This window comes from Lysobacter claricitrinus (assembly GCF_045866565.1).
In the GTDB taxonomy this organism is placed as follows: domain Bacteria; phylum Pseudomonadota; class Gammaproteobacteria; order Xanthomonadales; family Xanthomonadaceae; genus Cognatilysobacter; species Cognatilysobacter claricitrinus.
The window spans coordinates 382,590-407,773 of the sequence record NZ_BAAFZV010000001.1 but is presented as its reverse complement, the minus strand read 5'-3'; the positions used below and the strand labels follow the sequence as shown (position 1 = coordinate 407,773).

Below are 25,184 nucleotides of genomic sequence, written 5' to 3'. Positions count from 1 at the left end.
GTTCCCTGCGGTACCGACGGCCGGTGGTTTCCACCGGCCGTTTTTTTTTACGGCGGCGACACGCACGGCCGCTTGGGCGGGCAGGTACCATCGCCGACCACCTCCCGTTCGTGGCCCCCCATGCCCCTCCTGACCCAGGCGGGCCTGCGCGCCTGGCTCGTGCTCGTCGGCATCGCCGTCATCGTGCTCGCCCCGTTCCTCGTGCAGCGCGCGATGAACCGCACCGCCTACGACGCCGCGCGCTGGCTGGCCCACAGCTACCAGGTCGAGGCCACCGCCCGCAGCGTGATCACCGACGTGCGCGACGCCGAATCCGCCGCGCTCGCGCTGGTCGTCGGCGCGGACACCCCGCTGGTGCGTCAACGCCTCACCAATGCGCTCGCCAACGCGCCGCACGACCTCGATCGGCTGCAGACGATCACGCGCGACAACCCCTCGCAGCAGGTCCGCGTCGGCCAGCTGCGCGAGCGCATCGAACAGCGCATGGCCTACGCCGAGCGGATCGGCCGGTCCGCCGACCCGCGCGCGCTGCAGGCCATGGCGCGCGAAATGACGACGCGTTCGCCCGTCCGCGAACTCGCCAACCAGGTCATCGCCGAGGAAACGCGGCTCGCCGCCGAACGCGACGCCGCATCGACGAACGCGCGCGAACGCACGTTGTGGGTCGGCGCGGGCGCCGCGCTCGCGCAGCTCATCCTGCTGGTCGCGATCGCGCTGCTGTGGAAGCGCGAAACCGATCGACGCATCGAGCAGGAACAGAGCAGCCGCGAAGTGGCCGAACGCGCACAGGCGATCCTGCAGTCGGTGCGCGAACCGATCGCGCTGGTCGACGCCGACCTCGCGCTGGTGCTCGCCAACGACGCGTTCCGCGAGCTGTACGGCCTGGACCCGCGCGACGTGGCCGGGCGTGCGCTTACCGATGTCGGCGGCGGCGCGTGGAGCGACGCCGTGTTCCTGCAGCGCCTGCGCGACGTCGCCGGGCGCGGTCGCGAGCTGTGGGATTTCGAGCTCACCCAGACCACCACCGACGGCCAGACGCGCTACATGGTGGTCAACGCGGTGCGCATGACGGCCACGCGCGGCGGCGTTCCCGGTGTGCTGCTGACCGCCAGCGACCTCACGGTGCACAAGACCGCCGAGGAGCGCGTGCGCGAGCTCAACCGCCAGCTCGAAGGCAAGGTCGGGCAGGTGTCGGAGGTCAACCGCGAACTCGAGGCTTTCAGCTATTCGGTGTCGCACGACCTGCGCGCGCCGCTGCGCCACATCGCCGGTTTCGCCGACAAGCTCGACCGCCATCTGGGCGCGGCGGCCGACGACAAGTCGCGTCACTACCTCAAGGTGATTTCCGACTCGGCGAACCGCATGGGGTCGCTGATCGACGATCTTCTCGTCTACAGCCGCCTGGGTCGCAACGCGATCCGTTTGCAGGCGGTCGACCTGCAATCACTGATCGCCGACCTGCGTTCGATGTTCGATGCCACGCGCGCGGCCGAAAAGCCCGACGCGCCGGCGATCCGGTGGGAAATCGCACCGCTGCCGGTGGTGATCGCCGACGAAAACATGATGCGGCAGGTGTGGCAGAACCTGCTCGGCAATGCGGTGAAGTACAGCGGGCATCGCACGCCACCCGTGATCCGTGTCGAACATGAGCGTCGATCCGACGGCGCGCACCATTTCATCGTGCGCGACAATGGCGCCGGTTTCGACATGGCCTATGCGTCCAAGCTGTTCGGCGTGTTCCAGCGCCTGCACAAGGCGAGCGAATACCCGGGCACGGGCATTGGCCTTGCCAGCGTGCGGCGCGTGGTCGCGCGCCACGACGGCGAGGTCTGGGCGGAAGCCGAACCCGACCGCGGCGCCACGTTCCATTTCACACTGCCCGAAATGCTCGACGCACCGGCTCGAATTCCAGGGGAAACCGCATGAACAAGCTCCGCACCATCCTGCTCGCCGAAGACAGTCCCGCCGACGCCGAAATGGCGCTCGACGCGCTGCGCGAGGCGAACCTCGCCAATCCGATCGTCCACGTCGAAGACGGCGTCGAGGTGCTCGATTTCCTCTACCGCCGCGGGGCGTTCGCCGGTCGCACGAACGACCTGCCGGCCGTGCTGCTGCTCGACATCAAGATGCCGCGCATGGACGGCCTCGAAGTGCTGCGCACGCTGCGCGAGGACCCGCAGTTCCGCACCCTGCCGGTGGTGATCCTCTCGTCGTCGCGCGAGGAGAACGATCTCGCGCGCAGCTGGAACCTCGGCGTCAACGCGTACGTGGTGAAGCCGGTCGATGTCGAACAGTTCTTCATCGCGGTGCGCACGCTCGGCCAGTTCTGGGGCGTGTTCAACGAAGCACCGGACGACAAGCACTGAAATGGACCGCGCACTGCGCATCCTGTGGATCGAGGATTCGGCGGAAGACGCCGAGCTCTTCTCCACGTTGCTGGAGGACGAAGGCGTCGCCCACGCCTTCGATCGCGTCGACGACGAAGACGGATTGCGTAACGCGCTCGCCACGTCCACCCCCGACCTGGTGATCTCCGACTCCGACCTGCCCGGGTTTTCCGGGGCGCGTGCGCTGCGCATCGTGCGCGAACAGGCGCCGCGCCTGCCGTTCGTGTTCCTGTCCGGTGCGATGGGCGAGGACGCCGCGGTGCTCGCACTGCAGCAGGGCGCGACGGACTACGTGCTGAAGCAGAACCCGCGCCGCCTGGCGAATGCGGTCTTGCGCGCGGTGCGCGAGGCCGAGGCGATCGTCGACCGCGAACGCGCCGATCGCGAACTGATGCGCGCGCAACGCAACGAAGCACTCGCGCTGCTGGTCGCCGGCCTCAGCCACGACCTGCGCAACGTGCTGCAACCGCTGAGCCTGCTGCCGACGTTGCTGCGCGCGAAGGAAGACCGCGCCATGGCGCTGCGCGCCGCCGACGTGGTCGAGGAAGCCGCGCGTCGCGGCCACGACCTCGCGCAGGCGATGGTCGATTACGCGCGCGGCCGTCATCAGGACACGCGCCCGGCCGACGTCGCCGAAGTGCTCGCGAGCGTACGCATCCTGCTGGGCGGTTCGGTGCCGCGCAGCGTCAGCGTTACCTTCCCGACGATCGAGCCGGGGCTGCGCCTGTCGATCGACGCCACGGCGTTGCAGCAGTGCCTGCTCAACCTCTGCCTCAACGGCCTGCAGGCGATGGAAGGCCAGCCGGCCGGGCGGCTCTCGGTGTCGGTCGACGTGCAGCACGACCTCGCCGGCGACGTCGTGCGCATCGAAGTGCAGGACACCGGCTGCGGCATTCCGGCGGACGTGCTGCCGCGGCTGTTCACGCCGTTCTTCACCACCAAGACGCAGGGCACGGGCCTGGGCCTATTGTCGTGCCGTCGCATCGTCGAAACCGCGGGCGGCCGTCTCGACATCGACAGCGTTCCGGGCGAGGGCACGACCATGCGCCTCGTGCTGCCGCTGTCGCCGGTGGATGCACCGGTGCCGACGACGGCCTGATCCATCGCGTCGCGCGTGTTGAGACGCGTCGCGCTGACACTGGCTCGACATGCCGAACGTCGAGATACGCGTGTCCGCCGCTGCCGCCGAAGCCTCGCCGATGCGCGACGCGAAAATCACCAGCCACGATCTCTGCGTTGCGCTCAAGCTCGCGCATCCGGCCGATGAGTTCGTCACCGTGTTCGAGGTGCGCGAGGCGACCGGCAGCGTGCATGGCTCGCGCGCCGATGCGGTGGTGATGTCGCTGCATGCCTCGCGCGGCTTCGAGCTCACCGGCTTCGAATTCAAGTGCGCGCGCGGCGACTGGCTGGCCGAGCTGAAGAACCCGACCAAAGCCGAACGCATCGCGCGTTTCTGCGACCGCTGGTGCGTGTTCGCCGCACCCGGCGTGGTGAAGGAGGGCGAGTTGCCGGTCGGCTGGGGCCTGTGGGAACTGCGCGCGGGGGGCGTGATCCACCGCCGCGTGGTCCCAGCCACCCGCGAACCCGAACCGATGCCGCGCGCGTTCCTCGCGTCGTTCATGCGCGCACGCGCGAAGTTCGATGCGGACGAACTCGCCGCGCTCGCCTCGCACCATCGCCGCGAATTCGAGCGCCAGCAGCGCGTGCGCGACGAAGCGGCCGATGGCGACCCGGCGCTGCGTCGCGAGCGCGAGCGCCTGAGCGAAGGGCTGCGCAAGCTCGAGGAGATTCGCCAGGCGACCGGCATCGATCTCGGCGATTACACGCCATCGCGACGGTGGATCGAACGCATGCGGCTGGCCGACAGCCCACGCCTGGAACATGCGTTGAAGTTGCTGCGCGATGTGTTCGCCGACGACGAACTGCGCAAGCGCATCGACCTCGCGATGCGTCGCGACGACGACTGACGTCGCGTTACGCCTTGCGCACGAACTCCGACTTCAGCTTCATCGGGCCGAAGCCGTCGATCTTGCAGTCGATGTCGTGGTCTTCGTCGACGAGTCGAATGTTGCGTACCTTCGTGCCGGCCTTGAGCGCGCTGCTGGCGCCCTTCACCTTCAGGTCCTTGATCACGGTGACAGAGTCGCCATCGGCAAGCACGTTGCCGACCGCGTCGCGATGCACGCGCTGCGCATCGTTGGCGTCCGCACCCGGCGACCACTCATGCCCGCATTCGGGGCAGACGTGCATCGCGCCGTCGACATAGGTCAGGCCGGAGCCGCAGGCGGGGCAGTTCGGAAGGTCGGTCATGTCGAATCTCGTTGCGGCGTCGCGAACGCGGGCGCCGCGGGTCGCTGCATCACTGCAGGCACTGCTCCGGCACGTCGAGTTCGACGGACAGCGCGAGGTGGTCGGAAAACGCGGCGGGCATCGCTCGCCGTTCGTGCTGGCGCAGGCCGCTACCGACCAGGATGTGGTCGATCGCGCGTTGCGGCGCCCAGCTCGGAAAGGTCGGAATCTCGTGCGGCGACGGCTGCAGCCGCGTGCGCTTGAACAGCACGTCCATCTCGGGCGTTTCGACCGTGCAATTGAAGTCGCCCATCAGCACGGCGTGCGGATCGTCGGCGAGCAGCTCGGCGATGAATCCGAGCTGCGCGAGCCGTGACGATGCGCCCAGCGAAAGATGCGCGACCGCGATCGTCAGTGGTGTATCGCATTTGCCGAAGCGCGCGAGCATCACGCCGCGGCCCTTGACGCGCCCCGGCAGCGAATGCACGACGACTTCGGTGGGTTCGAGCTTGCTCAGCAGCCCGTTCGCGCTCGACGCCACGCCGCCGACGCGCCGGTTCGGCTGGTGGCTCCAGTAGGCGAAGCCGGCGCGTTGCGCGAGGTAATGCGTCTGGTTGGTGAAACCCGAGCGCAGGCTGCCCGGGTCACTTTCCTGCAGGCCGACGATGTCGTGGCCGCCGGCGAGGCGCGCGATCGTGTCCAGCGCCGCGCGCTTGTCGCCCATCGGCAACACGTGCGACCAGCTGCGGGCGACGTAGTCGTGATAACCGCGCGTGCTTGATCCGGCCTGGATGTTCGCACTCAGCAACTTGATCCGACGTTCGCCCACGTGTCGTCCGTGCCGTCAGCCGCCGGTGGCGGGCGCAGCCGGCGCGGCCGGTGCACCGCCGGCCATCGCGGCGCGTTCCATCGCGATCAGGTGGTCGGCGATGCGCAGCACGTCCTCCAGCGTCTTGCCGCCGGTGATGCGGTACTTGCCGTCGATGACGATCGTCGGCGTGCCGGTGACGCCCGCCTTGGTCATCCACTGGCGACCCTGGTTGACCTTCGTCGACACCGCGAAGCTGTGCATCATGTCGAGGAACTGCTTCGGGTTCGCGCCGTACTGGGCGTAGAAGTCGGCGATCTTCTGCTCGTCCGGCGGATCGCCTTCACCCGGCATGCTGTCCTTGACGTGGATCGCGTCGATCAGCGGCATGTGGGTCTTCTCGACCAGGCCCAGCTGTTCCGACACGTAGTACGCCTTCGCGTACGGATCCCACTCGGGGCCGAACGGCGCCGGCACGTAGTGGAAGTTGACGTCGGCGGGAAGCTTCATGTGCCACGGCTCGACGATCGGCGCGAAGCGCGCGCAGGCCGGGCAGACGTAGCCGAACACCTCGACCACCTCGATCTTGCCGGCCTCCGGCTGCCACGGCTGGCCGCCCGCGATTTCCTCGTAATCCGTGCCGAGCACCGGCGGCGGACCCTGCGGCGGCACGATCGGGCCGGGCGTGCGGGTCTGCGCCGGCGTCGCGGCGGCGGGTGCAGCGGCCGTAGTGCTGGCGGCGGTCGCGCTCGTGGCGGTCGAATCGGCCGGGGCCGCGACGGTCGGTGCGGTCGCGTCGCCGCTCTTGCCACAGGCGGTGGCCATCAGCGCGACGGTCAGCAGCAGCGGATAGCGCAGCGTGGACAGGCGCGGAAAGGAACGGGTCAACATCGGGACGATCTCCTTGCGGAAGCGGCGGCCGTGGCGCGCCGGTCGATTGGAACAGCATAGCCGCGAGGTGCGCGGCGATTGATTACGCGGTATCGACGTCAGTGCGCGGTGCGTTCACGCGCGACGAGCGCGTCGACGATGCGCAGCGTGTCCTCCGGCGAACTGCCGGTCACGCGGTACTTGCCGTTGACGACCATGGTCGGCGTCGCGTCCACGCCGCTGCGCTCGATGAAGGCATCGGCCGCGCGAAGCTTCTGCGCGACCGGCGCGCTTTCCATGCGGCGCGCGAAATCCGCGGCGTCGGCGCCGTAACGCGCATAGAACTGCGCGATCTGCGCGTCCGTCGCGATCGCCGGCTCACCCGGCAGGCTGTGCTCGACGTGGATCGCATTGAACACCGCGGCGTGCGTCTTGTCGGCGAGGTCGAGTTCCTTCGCCGCGTAGTACGCCTTCGCATACGGCATCCACCAGCCACCGAACGGCGCCGGCACCGTCACGAACTTGACGTCGTCCTTCTGCTGCGCGCGCCACGCGGTGAGCAGCGGCTCGAAATGCGCGCAATGCGGGCAGATGTAGCCGAACACCTCGACGACCTCGATCTTGCCGGCCTCCGGCTCGAACGGCGCGCCGTTCTTGATCGCCACGTAGTCGCGGCCCTCGACGACATTGGCGGCGGTCGCGCGCCATTCGTTCTTCGAAGCGCTGGGCGTCGGCGTGGCGGTCTTGGGAGGCACCTTCTCGCAACCGGTCAGGGCGACCAGGCCGACGAATGCAAGAGCAACAACGGAACGACGGATCATGCGGACACTCCGGAATCGAAGATCGGATTATCGACGCGTCGACGACGCGAGTTCGCGGTCGACCAGCCAGCGCGCGGTGGTGAGCTGGCCATCGCGCGAATTGGACGTCACCCGGTAGCGACCGGCGACGATCAGCGTCGGCGTGCCGTCGACCTGGCTGCGCACGATGAAGTCGTGCGCCTGCGCCATCGCCGCGTCCACCGCACGCGAGTTGTAGGCGGTGACGAAACGCGCCGGTGCGATGCCGTAGCGCTGGTAGAAGGTGGCGATTTCCTCGGGCGAGGCGTCGCTCATCGGCAGCGCCTGTTCGATGTGCAGCGCGTTGTACATCGCCGAGTGCGAGCGCTCCGCCACGCCGAGCGTCTGCGCCGCGAAATAGGCGCGCGCGAACGGGATCCAGTCACCGCGGAAATCCGCCGGCACCGCGACGAAATGCGCCTGCTTCGGCAGCGTGCGCACCCATGCTTCCAGCACCGGCTCGAAATGCGCGCAATGCGGGCAGGGATAGCCGAACACCTCGGCGACCTCGACCTGGCCTTTCACCGCGTGGTACGGCGCGCCGCCGTCGATGAGTTCGTAGTCCTCGCCTTCGACCGGCGCCTTCGGTGCGGCGAACGTGGCGAGCGGAAGCAGGAGCAGCAGGGCGGCAGCGACGCGGAGCAGACGATTCATCGGAGGCCTTGGAGTGCGGATACGAAAACGCCGGCCGCGCAATGCACGACCGGCGTCGAGGGTACGGTCAGTCGGTCACATCGGACCGTCCGGCCGACGCGAAGTTCAGCCCTGCGTCGGGGTCGCGACCGGCGCGGCGGGCGCAGCCGGTGCCGTGGCCTGCGTCGGAGCGGTCGTCGTCGGGGCCGCGGCCGGGGCGGCGACCGGGGCCGGCGACGCAACGACCGGCGCCGCACCTTGCGCGCCCGCATCGTTGGCGCGGTTGTGCAGGCCCTGGATGTAGCTGGCCAGCGAACCGATCTCGTCGTCGGTCAGCTTGCCGGCGATCGTCGCCATGATGTGGAAGTTCTTGTAGGTCGGCGGCGCGCCGGTGCCCGTGCGGTATTCCTCGAGGCGACGCTTGGCGTAGTCGGCCTGCTGGCCGGCCAGTGCCGGGTAGGCCGGGCCCGGATTGCCCTGGCCTGCGCCACCGTGGCACGCCATGCACGCCGGGATGCCGCGCGCCTTGTCGCCGCCGCGGAACAGGGTCTCGCCGACTTCGTAGAACTTCTTGCCGGCGTTCGGACCGGCCGCGATCGCGGTGTCGTCGGCGATGCCGGCGCCCGCCTTCTGCGTCTGGAACCACGCGCCGAGGTCGCGCATGTCCTGCGCCGACAGCACGGCGGCGATCGGGTACATCACCGAGGCCATGCCGGTGGTGCGCTGCTGCGCCTTGAACAGCTCGAGCTGCTGGGCGACGTAGCGCTCCGGCATGCCCGCGAGGCGCGGATACGTGGCGACCGCCGGGTTGCCGTCCAGGCCGTGGCAGGCGGCGCAGGCGCCGGCCTTCTGCTGGCCCTTCTTCGGATCGCCCCAGGTGGCGTGCTCGGCGGCGAGCGGCGCGACCTGCACCGGCGCCTTGTCCGGAACCGGGGTCACCGTGGTCTGGGCGACGGCGGCGGCGGCGACCGCGAGGGCGGCGAGGCCGACAAGGCCGTAGACACGGGCATGGCGCATGCGAGGAAGCTCCGGAGAAACGCGAGGATGGCGCCGCGAACAGGCGCCGGAACCGCGGAATTATCGGTGCCGGCCGGGTAGCGGGTCAACGCGGCATCCCACGATACCGGCCTCGGGTGACCGGTAGGAGAGGCCGCGACGGGCCGGCGTGCGATCCTTGTCGCATGTCCAATCCTTTCCAGCGCGCCCGCTACATGCTGTCGGCGCACAACATGGCGCAGTTGCCGCCCGACGGCGGCTTCGAAGTCGCGTTCGCGGGCCGCTCCAACGCCGGCAAGTCGACCGCGCTCAACGCCCTCTGCCAGCAGGGCAGCCTGGCGCGTGTCTCCAAGACGCCCGGGCGCACCCAGCAGCTGGTCTTCTTCGATTTCGAGCCCAAGCGCGACCAGCCGCCGTCGAACCGCTACCTGGTCGACCTGCCCGGCTACGGCTACGCCAAGGTGCCCAAGGACCTGCAGGCGCACTGGCAGGCGTTCATCGACCGCTACTTCACCACGCGCGAGGCGCTCAAAGGCCTGATGGTGATCATGGACATCCGCCATCCGCTGAAGGACTACGACCTGCAGATGCTGGGCTACGCGGTCAACCGCGGCCTGCCCGCGCATGCGCTTCTGACCAAGGCCGACAAGCTCGGTCGCGGGCAGCAGATGCAGGCGCTGCAGGCGGTGAAGCGCGAGCTGGGCAGCCGCTTCGGCGACACCGTCGGCGCGCAGGTCTATTCGGGCGAGTCGAAACAGGGCGTCGACGAGGCACGTGCGGTGGTCGCGGGCTGGCTGCAGTTCGACACCGCCTGAGCGGCGTCAGCGCCCGTCAGCGAGTCGTGGATCGATCCACGCGCGCAACGCATCCACCAGCGCATTGATCACCACGATCGACGCGCCGACGACCAGCACCACGCCCAGCACCAGCGTGTAATCGCGGTTGAGCGCGCCCTGCACGAAGTAACGGCCCATGCCGGGGATGCCGAACACCTGTTCGACCACCGCCGAGCCGGTGACGATGTTGATGAGCGCAGGCGATAGCCACGCGATCACCGGCAACAGCGCGGACGGCATCGCGTGCGCGACCAACACGCGCGACGACGACAGCCCGCGCGAACGCGCGGCGCGCAGGTAATCGGCGGACAGCGTTTCAAGCAGCGACGCACGCGTCAGCCTCGCGCAGTAGGCGATGTTCGGCAGGGCTAGCGCGATCACCGGCAGCACGACGTTGCGCGCCTCGCCCCAGCCGCCCGCGGGCAGCCAGTGCAGCGTCACCGCGAACAGCAGCACCAGCATCGGCGCGACGACGAATTTCGGCACCGCGAGCCCGAGCCCGGCGATCGCCATGACGATGCGGTCGACCGCGCCACCCGCGCGCACCGCCGCAAGCATTCCGACCGGGATGCCGATGACCAATGCCAGCAGCAATGCGAGGCCGCCGTTGAGCGCCGACACCGGCAACGCCTGCGCGACGAGTTGCGACACGCGGTAGTCGGGGTACTGGAACGATGGCCCGAGATCACCGTGCGCGACGTCGCCCAGCCATGCGGCGTACTGCGCGATGGCCGGGCGATCAAGCCGGTACTGCGCCGCCAGCGCCGCCTGCACTTCGGGTGGCGCCGCCTTTTCGGTATCGAACGGTCCACCCGGCGCCGCGTGCAACAGCGCGAAGCACAAGGTCGCCAGCAACCACAGCGTGAGCAGTGCTTCGGCGAGCGCCGCGACCAGGCGCCTCGTCATGCGTCGTGGATCCGGCGGACGACGATGTCGGCCGTCATGCCGCGATGCCCGCCAGTCGCCCAATCAGCGATGCCGCCATCATCGCGACCGCGCCCCAGCCGACTACCCGCATCGCGCCGCGCACCGTCGATGCACCGCCGGCCTGCGCCGCGAGCGCACCGGACAACGTCAGCGCGAGCAATGTCACCGCGATCGTCACGGCTTCCACGCGCGACGCGGGCGCGAACAACGCGGCGACGATGGGCAGCACCGCGCCGCTGACGAATGCCGCGCCGGACGCAAGCGCCGCCTGCAATGGTCGCGCGCGCAACGTTTCGGTGATGCCGAGTTCGTCACGCGCATGGCTGGCGAGCGCGTCGTGCGCGGTGAGTTGCTCGGCCACCTGCCGCGCGAGCTCGGCATCCAGCCCGCGACGTTCCCAGATCATCGCCAGTTCGCGCAATTCGCTTTCGGGTTCTTCGGCGAGTTCGCGGCGCTCCTTCGCAAGGTCCGCCGCTTCCGTGTCGGCCTGCGACTGCACCGAGACGTATTCCCCGGCGGCCATGGACATGGCACCGGCCACCACGCCCGCGAGGCCGCTGGCGAGCACGGCCGCGTGCGACGCACCGCTCGCGGCCACGCCGACGACAAGGCCGGAGATCGACACGATGCCGTCGTTCGCGCCCAGTACCGAGGCGCGCAACCAGCCGGCGCGATGGCTGCGATGGAATTCGGGATGGCGCGGTCGCATGGGCATCAGTCCTGAAGGCGCATCCAGCGGCTGGCGTGGCGGTCGAGCGCGTTCGCCTCGAAACCGTGCACGCGCGGGTCGACCAGGTGTTTGGACGTATAGAAGTACAACGGAATCACCGCGTCCGCCTGCACCAGTCGCGTCTCGGCCGCGCGCAACCATGCATTGCGCGCGGCGTCGCTGCTCGCGGCGTCGGCGCGCGCAATGCGTTCGACCACGCCGGCATCGACGTGCCCCGTCCAGTTGAGCGGACCATCGCTGCCGAACGCCGCGAGGAAGTTGCGCGCATCCGGCACGTCGGCGATCCAGCCACCGCGGAACACCTGCGTGATCACGCGCTGCTTGCGGTTGCCGACGAACACCTTCCACTCCTCGTTGCGCAGGCGCACGTGCGCGCCCAGCACCTGGCGCCACATCGCGGCGACTGCGAGCGCGAGCCGGCGATGGGGCGTCGACGTGTTGTAGCGCAGCTCGATCTCGAGCGGATGCGCGTCGTCATAACCGGCGGCGCGATAGAGCATGCGCGCCTGGCGTTCGCGTTCGACCTGCGTCCACGTCGACCACGTCGTCGCGGCAGGCGCGTAACCCGCGATGCCGGGCGGCACCACGCCGTACGCCGCGCGTTCGCCGAAGCCGGTGACATGCCGCACCAGCAGGTCGCGATCGATCGCGAGCGACAGCGCGCGACGCAGTGCGTGGCCGCGATCGATGCAGCCATCGCGCAGGGGCGACAGGCCGTGATTCGCCTTGTCATTGCGCGGCATCACCACGCGTGTGCAATTACCGTCCTTGAACGGGGCGATCGTCGTGTTGATCCCCAGCCAGAACGCGCCGAGATACGGCGACAGCCGCATCTGCGCTCCGAAGCGCTTCTTCAGCGACGCCATCGGCTGCGGTGGCACGACCTCGGTAATGTGCAGGTCGCCCGCGGCGAAGCGTTGCAGTTCGGCGGCCGCGTCTTCCGTGACCTGGTACCGCACCCGATCAATCGCGACGTTCGCCGCATCGTGGAAACGCAGATTGCGTTCGACGACGAGATTGGCCTGCGGCGTCCACGCTGCGAGCGTGTACGCGCCGTTGCTGACCAGCGCACCGGGCCGCGTGTGCTGCGCGCCCAGGCGTTCGATCGCAGGCAGGTAGACGGGGAACGCGATCGGCAACGTGAGCAAAGCGGGCAACGGCGCGCTGCGATCGAGATGGAACACCACGGTGCGCGCATCCGGTGCGTCGACGCCGAGCGCAGCAGGCGGCACTTCGCCCGCCTGCACCGCCTTCGCGTTATGCAGCGCGTCGAACAGTTCGCCGAACGGTGCCGCCGTCACCGGCGCGAACGCACGACGAAAGCTCGCGACGATCTGATTCGCGTCGAGCGCGTCGCCATTGCTCCAGCGCAGCCCATCGCGCAGCACGAACGTCCACGTGCGGCCGTCGGGCGACACCGACCAGCGCTGCGCCATGCCGGGCACCAGCCGGCCGGCGGCGTCTTCGGTCACCAGCCCTTCGTAAAGGTCGCGCAGCACGTTGCCGCAGGCGACTTCCTGGCACTTGTGCGCATCCAGCGTGGACGGCTCCGGCCCGTTGCCGCGCTCCAGCGTCGACGCCTGTGCCGCACCGGCGACCAGCACGGCGAGCAGCGTGGCCCACGGTCGACGCGGGCGGCGGAGGGCGGAGTCGGGCATCGCGGCCATTCTAGGCGGCCGCAGCGCCGCTCCATGCGCGCAACGCAGACGCCCTGCCGGCGCGACGTCGGCCGTCACGGTGCGCGGCTAGACTGGCCGCCCTCCCGCGCCGCGGGACGCGTCGAGGTGCATGTGTCCGGTCCCAGCCAGGTTGCCGATGTCGAGATCGAATCGCGGGCGGAGCTCGTGGATTTCCTCGCGTCCGGCGTGCGCCCGCGCGAGGCCTGGCGCATCGGCACCGAACACGAGAAGTTCGGCTTCCGCACCGACGACCTGCGCGCGCCGACGTTCGACGGTGAGCGCGGCATCGAGGCGCTGCTCAAGGGCCTGACGCGATTCGGCTGGTCGCCGGTCGAAGAGAACGGACGCGTCATCGCGCTGAGCCGTGGCGGCGCGTCGGTATCACTGGAGCCTGCGGGCCAGCTCGAACTCTCGGGCGCGGAACTCGAAACCCTGCACGACACGTGTCGCGAAACCGGCACGCACCTGCGCGAAGTGCGCGAGGTCGCCGATCCGATGGGCCTCGGTTTCCTCGGCATGGGCTTCCAGCCGAAGTGGCGTCGCGACGAAATGCCGTGGATGCCCAAGGGCCGCTACAAGATCATGCGCGAGTACATGCCGAAGGTCGGATCGCTCGGGCTCGACATGATGACGCGCACCTGCACCGTGCAGGTCAACCTCGACGTCGGCAGCGAAGCCGACATGGTCAAGAAGTTCCGCGTGTCGCTCGCGCTGCAGCCGATCGCCACCGCGCTGTTCGCCGACTCGCCGTTCACCGAAGGCAAGCCCAACGGTTTCCTTTCGTACCGCTCGCACATCTGGACCGACACCGACGCCGATCGCACCGGCCTGCTCGATTTCGTGTTCGAGGACGGCTTCGGCTACGAGCGCTACGTCGACTACCTGCTCGACGTGCCGATGTACTTCGTCTACCGCGACGGCAAATACATCGACGCCAGCGGGCAATCGTTCCGCGATTACATGGACGGCCGCCTGCCGGCGCATCCGGGCAACCGCCCGACCATGAAGGACTGGGCCGACCATTCGACCACCGCGTTCCCCGAGGTGCGGCTCAAGAAGTACCTCGAGATGCGCGGCGCCGATTCGGGCCCGTGGAATCGCATCTGCGCGCTGCCCGCATTCTGGGTCGGGCTGCTGTACGACGACGCGGCGCTCGATGCCGCGTGGGATCTGGTCAAGGACTTCACGCTCGAGGAGCGCCATGCACTGCGCGACGGCGTGCCACGCGACGCGTTGAAGCTGCCGTTCCGCGGCGGCACCGCGCTCGACCTCGCGCGCGAAGCGCTGAAGATTTCCGCGGCGGGCCTGCGTCGCCGCGCGCGCGTCAACGCCAACGGCGTCGACGAATCCATCTTCCTCGCGCCGCTGGTCGACATCGTCGAGTCGGGCGTCACCGCCGCCGAGCGAAAGCTCGAGCTGTTCCATGGTGCGTGGAACGGCAGCGTCGACCCGGTGTTCCGGGAGTTCGCGTACTGACGCCCTGGCGCGTCAGCGCGTTTCGGCGAGCAGCTTCTTCATGCGCGACGTGGCGTCGCGATACATGCGTCGCTGGTAGGCCGGCATGCGCTTGATGCGATGCAGCGCCTTCTCGCAGACCTCGCGTGCATGCGCGTGGTCGCCCCAGCCGGCCAGCGTCGCTGCGTACTCGGCGTGCACGTCGAGATCGCCGCTGTAGCCGGTGAGCGTGTCGAACTCGTCGCGCGCCTTGGAACGGTCACCTTCGGCAGCGACGGCGCGCGCGTAGGCGAGGTGGCCGCGCGGCGACTGGTACTGCGGATGCTTGCGGATGACGTCGTCGAGTTGCTCCCGCGCTTCGCGCGCGCGGCCGCACGCAAGCCAGGCTTCGGCGAGCTTGACGCGGATGTCCGGATCGTCCGCATGCACGCCGACTGCCGCCTTCTCGAAATGCATGGCGGCTTCGTCGGCGCGGCCCTTCGCCAACAATGCGTCGCCGAGGCGGACACGATGCGCGGTGGTCGGCGTCGTGTCGAAGTCTTCCTGCGCGAACCGCAGCTCGCGGTCGGGGTCGAGGACGCGCTGCACGCCCTTCGTCGCCGCGCGCACTTCCGGCGCATGGCGCGCCTGCGGCAGCCAGATCGTCAGCGCGTAGACCAGGCTGCCCAGCCCCGGAAACGCGAACAGCACCATCAGCCAGTAGCGGTCCTGTCCTGTGCGCACGGCGTGCGCGGCGAAGTACAGCGCGACGAGCACGTGCAGGCCGAGGCCAAAAAACGGCATGGCGTGAATCCCCTGAATTTCCCCGCGCCAAGCATAGGCACGCCGCGGGCTGCTGCCAACGGAGCGCCTGATGCCGGGCGCAAGCTCACGCCGTTCCACGGCGTGCGGGATCCGCTGTTTGGGTGTTTGCGTACCGGGAGCGAGTGCGGAACGATGCGTGTGCCATCAGGAGAGACCGATGCACGCATCGAACGGTAGTGCCCCCGAAGAACGCACCGTCGTCGTCGAGACGCCGCCGCGCAACGATTCCGCGATGCTGCTGGCCGCGATGCTCGTGATCGTCGCCGTGGTCGGCGCTGGCTTCTGGCTGATCCGCGGCGCGGCGCCGCAATCTGACGCGCGCGCTCCGTCTGCGCCAAGCGAGCCGGTCCGGGTCGCGTCCGCGGCGCCGTTTGAAGTGCAGCCCGGAGCAGCGCTCGCGGCACAGCCCGAAGCCGCGCCCGATCCCGCCGAACCCATGCAGCGTGGGGCGCCCGTGCCGTTGATTGCGCCACCCGCTACGTCCGCGCCCGCACTCGAGTCCGCCACGTCGACGTCGGCAGCATCTGCGGCGGTATCGAGGCCGACAAACGATCTGGTGCCCCTCTCGTCAGACGAGCCGGGGGCGGGAAAGGCGGGCCTCGTTGATGCGTTGCGTGCCGGTCACCTGCGCCTTGCGAGCGATGCCGATCTGCAGGACTGGATCGCGCGCAGCCATCAGCCGGTGTCCGTCGGCCGACTGCGGTTCAACGGCGGTGGCACCTACGTGATCGTCGACGACTTCACCATTCCGTCCGGTTTGACCGGCGCGGATTCGGCGGTGTTCCTGCTCCCGCGCGGCGTTCCGTTCCCGCGCGGCGACGCAGGGCATTCGGTCGTACTCGATCTCTCGACCGGCGCCTGCGCTGGCGTCACGTGCTCGATGCTTCGCGACTGAGACGTCGCATTACGGCCAGCGGTTCGGTTCGCTGCGCCCCGGTTGCTCCCTCATCCGCACCACGCAGAAGCGCTGTCCCGTCGGTGACTCCATCACCCACCAGCGTTTGACGAAGGCGATCTTCTTCGCGCCGAGCGCTTCGAGTCGCGCGGCTTCGGCGTCGATGTCGTCGGACTCGATGTCGAGGTGCACGCGCGAGGGGTGGTCGACCTTCTGCACTTCGATGTGCAGGCCGCCCGGCGTGTCGTTGAAGTTGACGTATTCGGCGCTGTCGTCGCTGGCGTTTTCGGGGTCGATCGCGCAGCCGAGCGCAGCGCTCCAGAACTTCGCCGCGGCGTCGAGGTCGGGCGTGTTGCAGTCGATGATGAAACCGGCGAGTCGGCTGCGATGGGCCATGGCGGGGCTCCGGGGGAGGAACGCGCAGCGTAGTCGTCGCGATGCGTCGAACCGAGGTCGCTCGTCGTCCCGGCGGGTCGCGATACGACGTGCGGTTGTCCGTGGCGATGCCGAAAGACGGCCGTACCGGCGACCGCTGCCCGATGCGAATGCCGCGCACGGCGCGCGACGCGCGACCCAAACGACGACGGGCGCCCGAAGGCGCCCGCCTGGATCACGTGCGGTGTTGCGTTACTGCGGCGCGGACAGGTCGTCCAGCAGCGCCTTGAGGAAACGGGCCGCCTCGCCGCCCGTGCATGCGCGATGGTCGAACGTCAGCGAGATCGGCATGCGGCGATGCACTTCGATGCCGCCCATCACCGCGACCACGTCGTGGCACAGCTTGCCGGCGCCGACGATCGCCACGCACGGCGGCACGACGACCGGCGTCGCGTAGCGGCCGGCGAACATGCCGAAGTTCGACAGCGAGATCGTGTAGCCACTCAATTCGCTCGGCGGAATCGAACGATCGCCCACCTGCGCGCGCAGGCGCTGGATCGCGGTGCGGATGCCGCCGCCGTCGAGCATGTCGGCATTGCGCAGCGCGGGCACGAACAGGCCGTCGTCGGTGTCGACCGCGATGCCGATGTCGACATGCGGATGCAGCGTACGTGTCAGGCTCTCGCCGTCGAACCACGCGTTGAGCGCCGGCACCGCCTTGCACGCGGCGACGATCGAGCGCACCAGGCGCGCGGTGATGTCCTGCTTGCCGATCCACGCGTGCAGGTCGGCGTCGTCGACCAGCGTGGTCGGCACGACCTTCGCATGCGCGTCCGCCATGACGCGCGCCATGTTGCGGCGCACGCCCTTGAGCTGTTCCGGCTGGCCCGTCGCCTGCGCGCCCGGCGGTTGCGTGCGCATGGGCTTGCCCGACTGCGACAGCGTGCTGCGCTGCGCCGGTGCTGCCTGCTGCTGCGGCGCGCTCGCGGCCGCGCGATCGGCAGCGCGCGGTGCAGCGGCGCCCTGGCCCGCACGCGCGGAACCGTCGGCCGCGGCGCGCTTCACGTCATCCATCGTCACCACGCCGTCGGCGCCGGTGGCGCGAACGCGCGACAGGTCGACGCCCATCTTGCGTGCGAGTGCGCGCACCGCCGGCATCGCCTTGACGCCGCCGACCGCGACAGCGGCTTCGCTGCGCACCGCGTCCGAACTCTGCATCGCGCCGACCACCGTGCCCGCATCGCTGCGTTCACCGCCGGGCTCGCCCTTCGGCGCGGGCTTGGCGTCGTCGCTGAGCACGCCGCCATCGTCGGAGGCGACCACCTTGTCGACGCCCGGCGCCGCGCCGCCCGCACCGTGACCATGCGACTGCGTCGCCGCGCCGCCGTGGTGATGGCCGGTGTCCTGGCCCTCGGCGCGTTGCGGCATCGATGGGTCGACTTCGAACGTCGCCAGCATCGTGCCGGTGACGACGACATCGCCCGCGCCGCCGGCGAGTTTCAGCACCTTGCCGGAGACCGGCGAGGGCACGTCGACGACCGCCTTCGCGGTTTCCATCGACACGAGGTTGTCGTCGAGGCGGATGACGTCGCCTTCCTTGACGTACCACTCGACGATGGTCGCGTCCGGCAGGCCTTCGCCGAGGTCGGGGAGCAGGAAGGTCTTCTGGTTGCTCATGGCGTTGCTCGTTCCGTAAGTGGGTTCAGACCCAGACGTCGTTCTGCGCCGTCAGGTCACTGTCCGCGTTGCCGGTGTTGACGACGCCACGTGGCTCGATGATGAGCGCATGGCATTCACGCGCGGCGCGGGTGATGTGTTCGACGCCGCGCGGGATGACGATCATCTCGCCCGCGCGCAGCGTCACGTCGTGGTCGCGATAGCCGACCTGCATTTCGTCGTCGAGCACGATGAACGTTTCGTCCGTCGCATCGTGCGCATGCCAGACGAATTCGCCTTCGAGCTTCACGACCTTGAACTGCACGTCGTTCATTTCGGCGACGACGCGTGGCGACCAGTGCTCGCCGAATGCGGCGAGCTTGGTCGCGAGATCGATCGCTTCGCCCTTGGGCGTGGGCATCGGTCAGCCGGCCGCCATCGCGCGCTTGGCGGCGGTGACGATGCGATCCACGCTCGGCAGGTACTTCATTTCCAGCCGGAACAGCGGGATGTGCGTGTCGTAGCCGGTGACCCGTTCGACCGGCGCGAGCAGATCGAACATCGACTCCTCGGCCAGCCGTGCGGCGATTTCCGCGCCGAAACCCGCGGTCTTCGGCGCTTCGTGCACGATCACGCAGCGGCCCGTCTTGGCGACCGATTCGGCGATGGTCGCGAAGTCGAGCGGACGCAGCGTGGCGACGTCGATCACTTCGCAATTGATGCCTTCGCCCGCGAGCTTCTCGGCGGCTTCGAGCGTTTCCTTGACCTGCGCGCCCCACGTCACCAGCGTCAGGTCGGTGCCATCGCGCAGCACGTAGCAGACGTCGAGCGGCAGCGCCTCGCCGTCGTCGGCCACCACTTCCTTGTACTGGCGGTAGATGCGCTTGGGTTCGAAGAAGATCACGGGGTCCGGGTCGCGGATCGCGGATAGCAACATGCCGTAGGCGCGCTGCGGCGACGACGGCATCACCACACGCAGGCCCGGCACGTTGGTGAAGATCGCTTCGTTCGCTTCGGAGTGATGCTCCGGCGCGCGGATGCCACCGCCCCACGGCACGCGCAGCACCATCGGGCAGGTGAGGCGGCCACGCGTGCGGTAGCGCATGCGCGCGGCGTGGCAGACGATGAAGTCGACCATCGGGTACATGAAGCCGTCGAACTGTGCTTCGGCAACCGGCTTCATGCCCTGCGAGGCCAGACCGACGGTGAGGCCGGCGATCGTCGTTTCGTCCAGCGGCGTGTCGATGACGCGCTGCGAACCGAACTGCGCGTGCAGGCCGGCGGTGGCGCGGAACACGCCGCCATTGACGCCGACGTCCTCGCCGAGCACGAGGACCGACGGATCGTTGCGCATTTCGTAGGCGAGCGCCTGCGTGATCGCTTCGATCAGGGTGATGGCGTTCGGAGCGGGTTGGACTTGCGCGTTCACTGTGCGGCCTCGGTCGATTTCGCTGCGGCCCGGTACGACGCCTCGGTGCGCGTCGGATCCATTTCGACAGCAATCCATTTCACGTCCGGCATCGGCGTGCGGACGAATTGTTCGGCGATCAGCTTGCCTTCTTCGAGACAGGGGTGGCACCAGCCCGCCCACCACTGCACCACGACGATTCGTGCGTCGGCACCGATGTCAGGCGACACGCGGACACCACGGGCGTCGACGGCATGGCGAAGTGACGCCGCCAGCGGCGTTGAACTCGCGCCCTTCGGCATGCCGGCCAAGCTGGACAGGAAAATCTTCTGCGACAGCAGTTCGATCAGCGGGGCGGGCAACTGCTCGGCCTTCGCGATGGCGCCGGTACTGGCGTCAAAGACGAACAAGCGAGGCAGCGCGACGCCGGGGCCGAGACGGGATGCGGGCACATGCAGCATCGTCCGCGCGACGTTCGCGCCAGGCAGCTCGACCCGGTCTTCCGCGACTTGTTCGCTGCTGCGGACCAGCATGAACGACTCCATCGGCTTGCCGTCCATCCACGGCACGCCGTCCTTCAATTCGACTTCCTTGCTGCCAACGAAGTAGCGGTCGCCCTTTTTTACGACGCGCGGCGCGTCCTGCGTATCGCGCGGCGCTGCCGACGTGGCGGCACTAGCGAGGAATGCAATCGCAAGCAGGGACGCAATGGCCGACCTCATCGACGCCCCTCTAACGACAACGCGTATTCGCGTTGGGCGCGAACGTCCTCGGGCATGTCGGCGTAGAGGTAGTCGAACATCGCTTCAACGGGCTGTACGGGCGTTTCGAGATACGCGTTGATCTCGACGTCGACGCGCTGCGTGCATTCGTCGATCCACGCCTTTTCCTGCGCGTCGTCCCACAGCTTCTGGTCGACGAGGTACTTGCGCAGGCGGATGAAGGGTTCGCGGGTCCAGGCGTCCTTCACTTCCTGCTCGCCGCGGTAGCGACGCGCGTCGTCCGCGGTGGTGTGGTCGTGCAGGCGATAGGTCATGAACTCGATGACGCTGCCGCCCTGGCCGCTGCGCGCGCGCTCGGTGGCGCGGCGCATGGCTTCGAGGACGGCGATGAGGTCGTTGCCGTCGACCTGCAGGCAGTACAGGCCGCCGGCGAGACCCTTCTGCGCGAGCGTCTTCGCGCCGGTCTGCGCACCGCGCGGCACGCTGATCGCCCAGCCGTTGTTGATGACGCACAGCACGAGCGGCGAAGTGAACGCGCCCGAGGCGTTGAGCCCGGCGTAGAAATCGGTCTTGGACGAGCCGCCGTCGCCGCAGCAGGCGACCGCGACGCGCGGCTCGTCGCGCAGCTTGAACGCGAGCGCCGCGCCGGAGGCCATCAGGCATTGCGTGGAGATCGGCACGCACCACGGGTAGTCGTTCTTGGGGCCTTCGAAGTCGTTGCCGCGTTCGTCGCCGCCCCAGTACATGAGCACATCGCGCGGTTTGACGCCGCGCATGAACTGCGCGCCGTATTCGCGGTAGCTCGGGGCGAAGACGTCTTCCGGGCGCATCGACGCGCCGATGCCGACGTGCGTGGCCTCGTGGCCGAGGCAGGCCGCATACGTACCCAGCTTGCCGGTGCGCTGCAGCGCGATCGCCTTGGCGTCGAAGGTGCGCACGAACAGCATCTGCTTGAACAGCGGGAGCAGCTGCGAGGCGTCGCGGAACGCTTCGGGAAATTCGGCGACGGGCGTGCCGTCGGGTCCGAGGTACTGCAGGTACTCGATTTCGAAACTCGCGGCGAGCGTCATCCGTGGGGTCCGGTGCGTCGGAAAGCGTCCGATTCTACCGGCGGGGTCGTTAAGCGGCATGGCGCGCTGCGGCACGCAGATGCGCGAAAGGCGCGGCCGGAGCCGCGCCTTTCGGCAAATCACCCGCGGTGCGGGATCAGTGCGGCGAGCCGACCACCTTCGCCGTCAGGCTGTCGACGTCGTTGCCGGCCACCGGGTCGAGGCTCGCGGCGCTGACCTGCGCGCGCAGCACGATCTGCGTCTGGTCGGCGCGCGCGGGCGCCACCAGCCGCAGGGCGAAGCTGCGCGTCGACCGCGCGACCTGGGTGCCCGCGGAGCACGTCGCGCGGAAGCCCGCGCTGGCGTCGACCACGTTGCAGGTCCAGCCGGCCGGCGGCGTCATCACCGTGCCGGCGGCCGGCACGTTGCCGGTGATCGTCAGCGTCGGAGCGATCGCGGTGTCGGCGCCCATGTTCACCACGCCGAGCGCGTACATCGCCGGACGACCACCGACCGCCACCGGCAGGCCGGTCAACGCGACCGCGAGGTCGGCCCGCTGGGTGATCGACAGCTGCGCGGACGCGGCGTTGTTCGACGTATCCGGATCGAGCGAACGCGCGTCGGCCGAGGCCACCAGCAGCAGCGGGCGACCACGCAGCGCCGGCGTGGCCTGCGCGGTGAGCGCGAAGTCCGCATCGGCATTGGCGGCCAGCGCGTCGGCGTGGCAGTCGACCGAGGTATGGCCCGACGCGACCACGTTCGGCGCGCAGGTCCAGCCTGCCGGCGCGGCGACCGCGAGGTCCGGCAGCTCGGCATCCAGTTCGAAGCCGATCTCCGGGAAGTCGGCCTGCTCCGGGCCGGCGTCGTGCAGGCGGACGTTGAAGTGCAGCGGTTGGCCGGGCACCACGGCGGCGGCCTGCGCGCTCACCACGAGATCCGCGCGACGGCGCGGCACGAAGTAGGCGACGACCGGGTCGTGGTCGGACAGGCGCGACGGCGAGGCCGCATCGCTGCGGTTGGTTTCCGGGAAGTCCGCGTTGATTCGCGCGTGGTCGACTTCGATGTCGCGCGTGGCGACGACCAGGTCTTCGTTGACCAGCACGTGGTCGAGGCTCTGCGCGTTGCCGTCGAACGAGAACGAGTAACGCTGGTCCTGCGGCTCCACCGTGGTCAGGTTGACGAGGTTCGGCTCGACCAGGTCGTTGCCGTCGCCGTAGACCGCAGTTTCTTCATCGCGCGCCGGTGCACCGATGGTGGTGCCCATCGAATCGGTGAAGCCGTCGTTGAACTCGAACGCGTTGAAGTCGCCGAGCACGACAAGGCGCGTGTCCGGTGCTTCGTGCTGGCGCGCGTCGAGATACGCCGCGAGGAACTCGGCCTGGCGCTGGCGCTTGCTGCGGATGCGATCGCCTTCGGCGTCGCTCGTTTCCGCGCCGCTGAGCGAACGCTGGTGCGCGATCACCACGTTGAGCGGGAACGCGCGGCCATCGGCGTAATGCACGACGGCACGCAGCGCGAGCGGCGGGCGATCGTTGAGCAGGCTGGTGGAACCGTCCGGCGCGGTGAACGTGGTGTCCTTGCCGACCTGTTGCACGTCGACCACTTCCACGCGCGGCGTGCCGGCCGCGACGTCCGCCGTCTTGACCAGGAAGCCGACGTCGATGCCGCCGACGTCGTTGCCTTCGATCAGGTACGGCACGTAGGCCGGGCTCGGCTGGCCAGCGGCGACGGCGTCGCCGTTGACGCGGTCGGCGATGCGCTGCAGCACCGACAGGTTCTCCATCTCGACCACGCCGAGGATGTCCGGCGTGCGCAGCGAGTCGCGGATGCCGAGCGAGGCCTTCGACAGGCGACGGTCGAGCGCGGCGGCGCTGAGGCGCACGTCGCTCTTGCCCGGATCGTCGACGTCGTCGAAGAACCGCTCCATGTTGTAGCCGGCGACCGAGAACGCGTCGGCCGGTGCTTCCATCGCCGCGCGCGGCGCCGGGCCCGGCGTCACCGCACCGATCGAGTCGGGCAGGATCTGCCAGCGGCGGAAGCTGTAGTTGAGCGGACCAGCGACGTCGGCGACATGCGCGCCGGCGGCGAGGTCAAGCAACGTGCCGCCCAGCGCATCGCTGTCGACCGACATCACTTCAGGGTTGAAGTCCCACTGCGGAATCGGCGGGATGGTGCCGGCGGGCGGCGCGTCCGGCGCCTGGATGCCCGGCTCGCGGAACGGGCGCGGCACGCCCGCGACCGTGCCGTAGAACAGGCCGTTGCTGCTGCCCGTCGCCTGCGCTTCGTTGACGAAGCCATCGGACGGCGCGCTGGCGACGAAGTCGTGCACGATCACGCGCATCGACTCGACGCGTTCCATCTGCTCGAGGCCGCCGTGCGGATCGGGGAACGTGGTGGTCAGTTCGACCGGTGCGGGCAGCGGATACGTCGCACCGTCCACCGGCGCAACGACGATCGCGCCGCCCATCTCGGTCAGCGGCTGCTGGCCCGGATCGGTCGACGGAACGAATTCCGAAATCGCGCCGCGCGCGACGACCCAGCGGCCCACCTGCGCGGCCGCCGGCGGCGCAACGCTGGTGAACACGAAGATGCCTTCCGACGTGGCCGGATCGGCATCGGCATCGACGTCGCGGCTCTGCAGGAAGAAGCCCTTCGAGGTGCGGCCGGTGACGATGCCGCGCGTGGCGACCACCTGGCCCACCAGCGGCGAACGCGCGCCCGCGCCCTGGATCTGCGAGATCGCAACGATCTGGAAGTCGTCGTTGACGATCGTGCCGAGGCCGTCGACATCGCCGGCGGTCGCGCCAGTGATATCCGACAGCACGACATGCAACGTCTCGTCGTTCTCGATCGCGTCGTCGCCATTGACGGTGACGGTGATCTGCACGCGGTCGCTGCCCGCCGGGATCGTGGCGGTCGCGTCGGTCACGCCGACGAAGTCGCTGCCCGCGGTCGCGGTGCCGTCGACGGTCGACCAGCGGAACTGCACGCCGTCTGCGCCGGCCGCCTGGGTCAGCTTGACGGTGAAGACCAACGAGGCGGTGCCGGTGTTGCCTTCGTTCGCCGACACGTCGTCGATGCTGGCGAGGGTCTGCGTGCTGCCGCACAGGTGCGCGGCGCTCGCGCGGTTGCGCGGGTTCGGCGCGCCGGTGACGAAATCGCCGGCGTTGTTGTTGCCGTCGACGCAGTCGTTGCTGCGGATCGCGGCGGTGGTGTTGCTCAGCGTCGCAGTCGGGCCGGTGCCCTCCGCGCAGGTGCTGCCGGTGCCGAACGCGACCACGTCGGCCGCGCCCACCGGGCAACCGGCGGGCAGGGCGGAATTGTTGGTGACCAGCGCGACCTTGCCGGCGGTGCCCGACATCGCGAGGGTGCCGATCGCATCGGGCGTGGGCAGCGCGGGCTGGCTGCCGGCGCCGTCCGCTTCCTTGACCAGGTAGTAGGCGCCGGCCGGGATCGAACCCGACAGGTTCGTCTTCTGCCAGCTGGTGCCGGTGCTGGAGGCGTACTGCACCGACCACGTCGACACGTCGACCGCGGAGGTCCCGGTGTTGTGCAGCTCGATGAAGTCGCTCTTGTACTGGGCGCCGGAGTTACCGCCGCCGCCGTAGACCTGGCTGATGACGACCTGCGCCTGCGCAGGCCCGACGATGAGTGCGGCGAGGCCGAAGCCCAGCGCCGCGAGGCGTCGTGATGACCGTTCCATGCTGTTTCCCCATGTGGCCGGGAGGCGACGCCTCCCGCATCCCCGCGCGATCGGCGCGGCCCCGGCCCGCGTGCATCTGCCCGCGAAGCGGCCGGAAGTGTGACGCGATTCCGTTGCGAAAGC

General features: G+C 69.3%; 24 protein-coding genes. 7 read left to right on the top strand and 17 right to left on the bottom strand.

What is annotated here, in order from left to right; all coding sequences use genetic code 11:
- Window positions 1–120 precede the first annotated feature (120 nt).
- The 4 genes from ACKTTN_RS01815 to ACKTTN_RS01800 all read left to right on the top strand — a co-directional run bounded on the left by ACKTTN_RS01815 (window position 121) and on the right by ACKTTN_RS01800 (window position 4,354).
- Window positions 121–1,926: a sensor histidine kinase gene (locus ACKTTN_RS01815; protein ID WP_407908165.1), complete on the top strand. Its 1,806-nt coding sequence runs from the start codon at window positions 121–123 to the stop codon at window positions 1,924–1,926.
- A complete protein-coding gene (locus ACKTTN_RS01810; RefSeq protein ID WP_407908164.1) occupies window positions 1,923–2,366 on the top strand; it encodes a response regulator in 444 nt (147 codons plus the stop codon). Before ACKTTN_RS01815 ends, ACKTTN_RS01810 begins: the two co-directional genes overlap by 4 nt.
- Window position 2,367: 1 nt before the next feature.
- A complete protein-coding gene (locus ACKTTN_RS01805) occupies window positions 2,368–3,486 on the top strand; it encodes a sensor histidine kinase (protein ID WP_407908163.1) in 1,119 nt (372 codons plus the stop codon).
- 70 nt (window positions 3,487–3,556) lie between these two features.
- Window positions 3,557–4,354, top strand: coding sequence for a hypothetical protein (locus tag ACKTTN_RS01800; RefSeq protein ID WP_407908162.1), 798 nt, complete (start codon window positions 3,557–3,559; stop codon window positions 4,352–4,354).
- 7 nt (window positions 4,355–4,361) lie between these two features.
- On the opposite strand, the gene ACKTTN_RS01795 is transcribed toward ACKTTN_RS01800, so the two are convergent.
- The 6 genes from ACKTTN_RS01795 to ACKTTN_RS01770 form a co-directional block, all read right to left on the bottom strand.
- Complete coding sequence (locus ACKTTN_RS01795; RefSeq protein WP_407908161.1) at window positions 4,362–4,697, bottom strand: zinc ribbon domain-containing protein YjdM; 336 nt, start codon at window positions 4,695–4,697, stop codon at window positions 4,362–4,364.
- Window positions 4,698–4,746: 49 nt separating this feature from the next.
- Window positions 4,747–5,484 (bottom strand): endonuclease/exonuclease/phosphatase family protein, encoded by a 738-nt coding sequence (locus tag ACKTTN_RS01790; protein WP_407908694.1) that lies wholly within the window; start codon window positions 5,482–5,484, stop codon window positions 4,747–4,749.
- 36 nt (window positions 5,485–5,520) lie between these two features.
- Window positions 5,521–6,375, bottom strand: coding sequence for a thiol:disulfide interchange protein DsbA/DsbL (locus ACKTTN_RS01785; protein WP_407908160.1), 855 nt, complete (start codon window positions 6,373–6,375; stop codon window positions 5,521–5,523).
- A 98-nt stretch (window positions 6,376–6,473) separates the two neighbouring features.
- Window positions 6,474–7,175: a thiol:disulfide interchange protein DsbA/DsbL gene (locus ACKTTN_RS01780; protein WP_407908159.1), complete on the bottom strand. Its 702-nt coding sequence runs from the start codon at window positions 7,173–7,175 to the stop codon at window positions 6,474–6,476.
- Window positions 7,176–7,202: 27 nt separating this feature from the next.
- On the bottom strand, window positions 7,203–7,847 hold the full coding sequence (locus ACKTTN_RS01775; RefSeq protein ID WP_407908158.1) for a thiol:disulfide interchange protein DsbA/DsbL: 645 nt from the start codon (window positions 7,845–7,847) through the stop codon (window positions 7,203–7,205).
- 105 nt (window positions 7,848–7,952) lie between these two features.
- Entirely contained in the window at window positions 7,953–8,843 is an 891-nt protein-coding gene (locus tag ACKTTN_RS01770) for a c-type cytochrome (protein WP_407908157.1), read from the bottom strand.
- Window positions 8,844–9,007: 164 nt separating this feature from the next.
- On the opposite strand from ACKTTN_RS01770, the gene yihA reads away from it, so the two are divergent.
- Complete coding sequence (gene yihA, locus ACKTTN_RS01765) at window positions 9,008–9,637, top strand: ribosome biogenesis GTP-binding protein YihA/YsxC (protein WP_407908156.1); 630 nt, start codon at window positions 9,008–9,010, stop codon at window positions 9,635–9,637.
- A 6-nt stretch (window positions 9,638–9,643) separates the two neighbouring features.
- Here yihA and ACKTTN_RS01760 read toward each other — a convergent pair whose 3' ends face one another.
- From ACKTTN_RS01760 to ACKTTN_RS01750, 3 genes are read right to left on the bottom strand one after another with little or no spacing between them, the layout of a single operon-like run.
- Entirely contained in the window at window positions 9,644–10,564 is a 921-nt protein-coding gene (locus ACKTTN_RS01760) for an ABC transporter permease subunit (RefSeq protein ID WP_407908155.1), read from the bottom strand.
- A gap of 34 nt (window positions 10,565–10,598) precedes the next feature.
- A complete protein-coding gene (locus ACKTTN_RS01755; protein WP_407908154.1) occupies window positions 10,599–11,294 on the bottom strand; it encodes a VIT1/CCC1 transporter family protein in 696 nt (231 codons plus the stop codon).
- Between the two features lie 5 nt (window positions 11,295–11,299).
- On the bottom strand, window positions 11,300–12,973 hold the full coding sequence (locus tag ACKTTN_RS01750) for a peptide ABC transporter substrate-binding protein (RefSeq protein WP_407908153.1): 1,674 nt from the start codon (window positions 12,971–12,973) through the stop codon (window positions 11,300–11,302).
- Between the two features lie 132 nt (window positions 12,974–13,105).
- Here ACKTTN_RS01750 and ACKTTN_RS01745 point away from each other — a divergent pair, with 132 nt between their 5' ends.
- Window positions 13,106–14,470 (top strand): glutamate--cysteine ligase, encoded by a 1,365-nt coding sequence (locus ACKTTN_RS01745; RefSeq protein WP_407908152.1) that lies wholly within the window; start codon window positions 13,106–13,108, stop codon window positions 14,468–14,470.
- Between the two features lie 12 nt (window positions 14,471–14,482).
- Here the strand turns inward: ACKTTN_RS01745 and ACKTTN_RS01740 are convergent, their stop codons facing one another.
- Window positions 14,483–15,232, bottom strand: coding sequence for a tetratricopeptide repeat protein (locus ACKTTN_RS01740; protein WP_407908151.1), 750 nt, complete (start codon window positions 15,230–15,232; stop codon window positions 14,483–14,485).
- 253 nt (window positions 15,233–15,485) lie between these two features.
- Here ACKTTN_RS01740 and ACKTTN_RS01735 point away from each other — a divergent pair, with 253 nt between their 5' ends.
- A complete protein-coding gene (locus tag ACKTTN_RS01735; RefSeq protein WP_407908150.1) occupies window positions 15,486–16,148 on the top strand; it encodes a hypothetical protein in 663 nt (220 codons plus the stop codon).
- A gap of 9 nt (window positions 16,149–16,157) precedes the next feature.
- On the opposite strand, the gene ACKTTN_RS01730 is transcribed toward ACKTTN_RS01735, so the two are convergent.
- From ACKTTN_RS01730 to ACKTTN_RS01700, 7 genes are all read right to left on the bottom strand, one after another.
- A complete protein-coding gene (locus ACKTTN_RS01730; RefSeq protein ID WP_407908149.1) occupies window positions 16,158–16,544 on the bottom strand; it encodes a VOC family protein in 387 nt (128 codons plus the stop codon).
- Window positions 16,545–16,775: 231 nt separating this feature from the next.
- The gene (locus tag ACKTTN_RS01725; RefSeq protein WP_407908148.1) at window positions 16,776–18,200 is read right to left on the bottom strand and encodes a dihydrolipoamide acetyltransferase family protein; all 1,425 of its coding nucleotides are present in this window, start codon (window positions 18,198–18,200) and stop codon (window positions 16,776–16,778) included.
- Between the two features lie 25 nt (window positions 18,201–18,225).
- The gene (locus ACKTTN_RS01720) at window positions 18,226–18,600 is read right to left on the bottom strand and encodes a cupin domain-containing protein (RefSeq protein WP_407908147.1); all 375 of its coding nucleotides are present in this window, start codon (window positions 18,598–18,600) and stop codon (window positions 18,226–18,228) included.
- A 3-nt stretch (window positions 18,601–18,603) separates the two neighbouring features.
- The gene (locus ACKTTN_RS01715) at window positions 18,604–19,608 is read right to left on the bottom strand and encodes an alpha-ketoacid dehydrogenase subunit beta (protein WP_407908146.1); all 1,005 of its coding nucleotides are present in this window, start codon (window positions 19,606–19,608) and stop codon (window positions 18,604–18,606) included.
- Complete coding sequence (locus ACKTTN_RS01710) at window positions 19,605–20,168, bottom strand: hypothetical protein (RefSeq protein WP_407908145.1); 564 nt, start codon at window positions 20,166–20,168, stop codon at window positions 19,605–19,607. Before ACKTTN_RS01710 ends, ACKTTN_RS01715 begins: the two co-directional genes overlap by 4 nt.
- A gap of 137 nt (window positions 20,169–20,305) precedes the next feature.
- Window positions 20,306–21,379 (bottom strand): pyruvate dehydrogenase (acetyl-transferring) E1 component subunit alpha, encoded by a 1,074-nt coding sequence (gene pdhA, locus ACKTTN_RS01705; RefSeq protein WP_407908144.1) that lies wholly within the window; start codon window positions 21,377–21,379, stop codon window positions 20,306–20,308.
- A gap of 136 nt (window positions 21,380–21,515) precedes the next feature.
- Window positions 21,516–25,061, bottom strand: a complete 3,546-nt coding sequence (locus tag ACKTTN_RS01700) for a lamin tail domain-containing protein (protein WP_407908143.1) — start codon at window positions 25,059–25,061, stop codon at window positions 21,516–21,518.
- Between the last annotated feature and the right edge of the window lie 123 nt (window positions 25,062–25,184).

What these genes read in the sequence shown, in the direction of transcription:
- ACKTTN_RS01815 (WP_407908165.1), top strand. Translation starts at nt 121, where the DNA reads ATGCCCCTCCTGACCCAGGCGGGCCTGCGCGCCTGGCTCGTGCTCGTC.
- ACKTTN_RS01810 (WP_407908164.1), top strand. Translation starts at nt 1,923, where the DNA reads ATGAACAAGCTCCGCACCATCCTGCTCGCCGAAGACAGTCCCGCCGAC.
- ACKTTN_RS01805 (WP_407908163.1), top strand. Translation starts at nt 2,368, where the DNA reads ATGGACCGCGCACTGCGCATCCTGTGGATCGAGGATTCGGCGGAAGAC.
- ACKTTN_RS01795 (WP_407908161.1), bottom strand. Translation starts at nt 4,697, where the DNA reads ATGACCGACCTTCCGAACTGCCCCGCCTGCGGCTCCGGCCTGACCTAT.
- ACKTTN_RS01785 (WP_407908160.1), bottom strand. Translation starts at nt 6,375, where the DNA reads ATGTTGACCCGTTCCTTTCCGCGCCTGTCCACGCTGCGCTATCCGCTG.
- ACKTTN_RS01780 (WP_407908159.1), bottom strand. Translation starts at nt 7,175, where the DNA reads ATGATCCGTCGTTCCGTTGTTGCTCTTGCATTCGTCGGCCTGGTCGCC.
- ACKTTN_RS01775 (WP_407908158.1), bottom strand. Translation starts at nt 7,847, where the DNA reads ATGAATCGTCTGCTCCGCGTCGCTGCCGCCCTGCTGCTCCTGCTTCCG.
- ACKTTN_RS01770 (WP_407908157.1), bottom strand. Translation starts at nt 8,843, where the DNA reads ATGCGCCATGCCCGTGTCTACGGCCTTGTCGGCCTCGCCGCCCTCGCG.
- yihA (WP_407908156.1), top strand. Translation starts at nt 9,008, where the DNA reads ATGTCCAATCCTTTCCAGCGCGCCCGCTACATGCTGTCGGCGCACAAC.
- ACKTTN_RS01760 (WP_407908155.1), bottom strand. Translation starts at nt 10,564, where the DNA reads ATGACGAGGCGCCTGGTCGCGGCGCTCGCCGAAGCACTGCTCACGCTG.
- ACKTTN_RS01755 (WP_407908154.1), bottom strand. Translation starts at nt 11,294, where the DNA reads ATGCGACCGCGCCATCCCGAATTCCATCGCAGCCATCGCGCCGGCTGG.
- ACKTTN_RS01750 (WP_407908153.1), bottom strand. Translation starts at nt 12,973, where the DNA reads ATGCCCGACTCCGCCCTCCGCCGCCCGCGTCGACCGTGGGCCACGCTG.
- ACKTTN_RS01740 (WP_407908151.1), bottom strand. Translation starts at nt 15,232, where the DNA reads ATGCCGTTTTTTGGCCTCGGCCTGCACGTGCTCGTCGCGCTGTACTTC.
- ACKTTN_RS01735 (WP_407908150.1), top strand. Translation starts at nt 15,486, where the DNA reads ATGCTGCTGGCCGCGATGCTCGTGATCGTCGCCGTGGTCGGCGCTGGC.
- ACKTTN_RS01730 (WP_407908149.1), bottom strand. Translation starts at nt 16,544, where the DNA reads ATGGCCCATCGCAGCCGACTCGCCGGTTTCATCATCGACTGCAACACG.
- ACKTTN_RS01725 (WP_407908148.1), bottom strand. Translation starts at nt 18,200, where the DNA reads ATGAGCAACCAGAAGACCTTCCTGCTCCCCGACCTCGGCGAAGGCCTG.
- ACKTTN_RS01720 (WP_407908147.1), bottom strand. Translation starts at nt 18,600, where the DNA reads ATGCCCACGCCCAAGGGCGAAGCGATCGATCTCGCGACCAAGCTCGCC.
- pdhA (WP_407908144.1), bottom strand. Translation starts at nt 21,379, where the DNA reads ATGACGCTCGCCGCGAGTTTCGAAATCGAGTACCTGCAGTACCTCGGA.
- ACKTTN_RS01700 (WP_407908143.1), bottom strand. Translation starts at nt 25,061, where the DNA reads ATGGAACGGTCATCACGACGCCTCGCGGCGCTGGGCTTCGGCCTCGCC.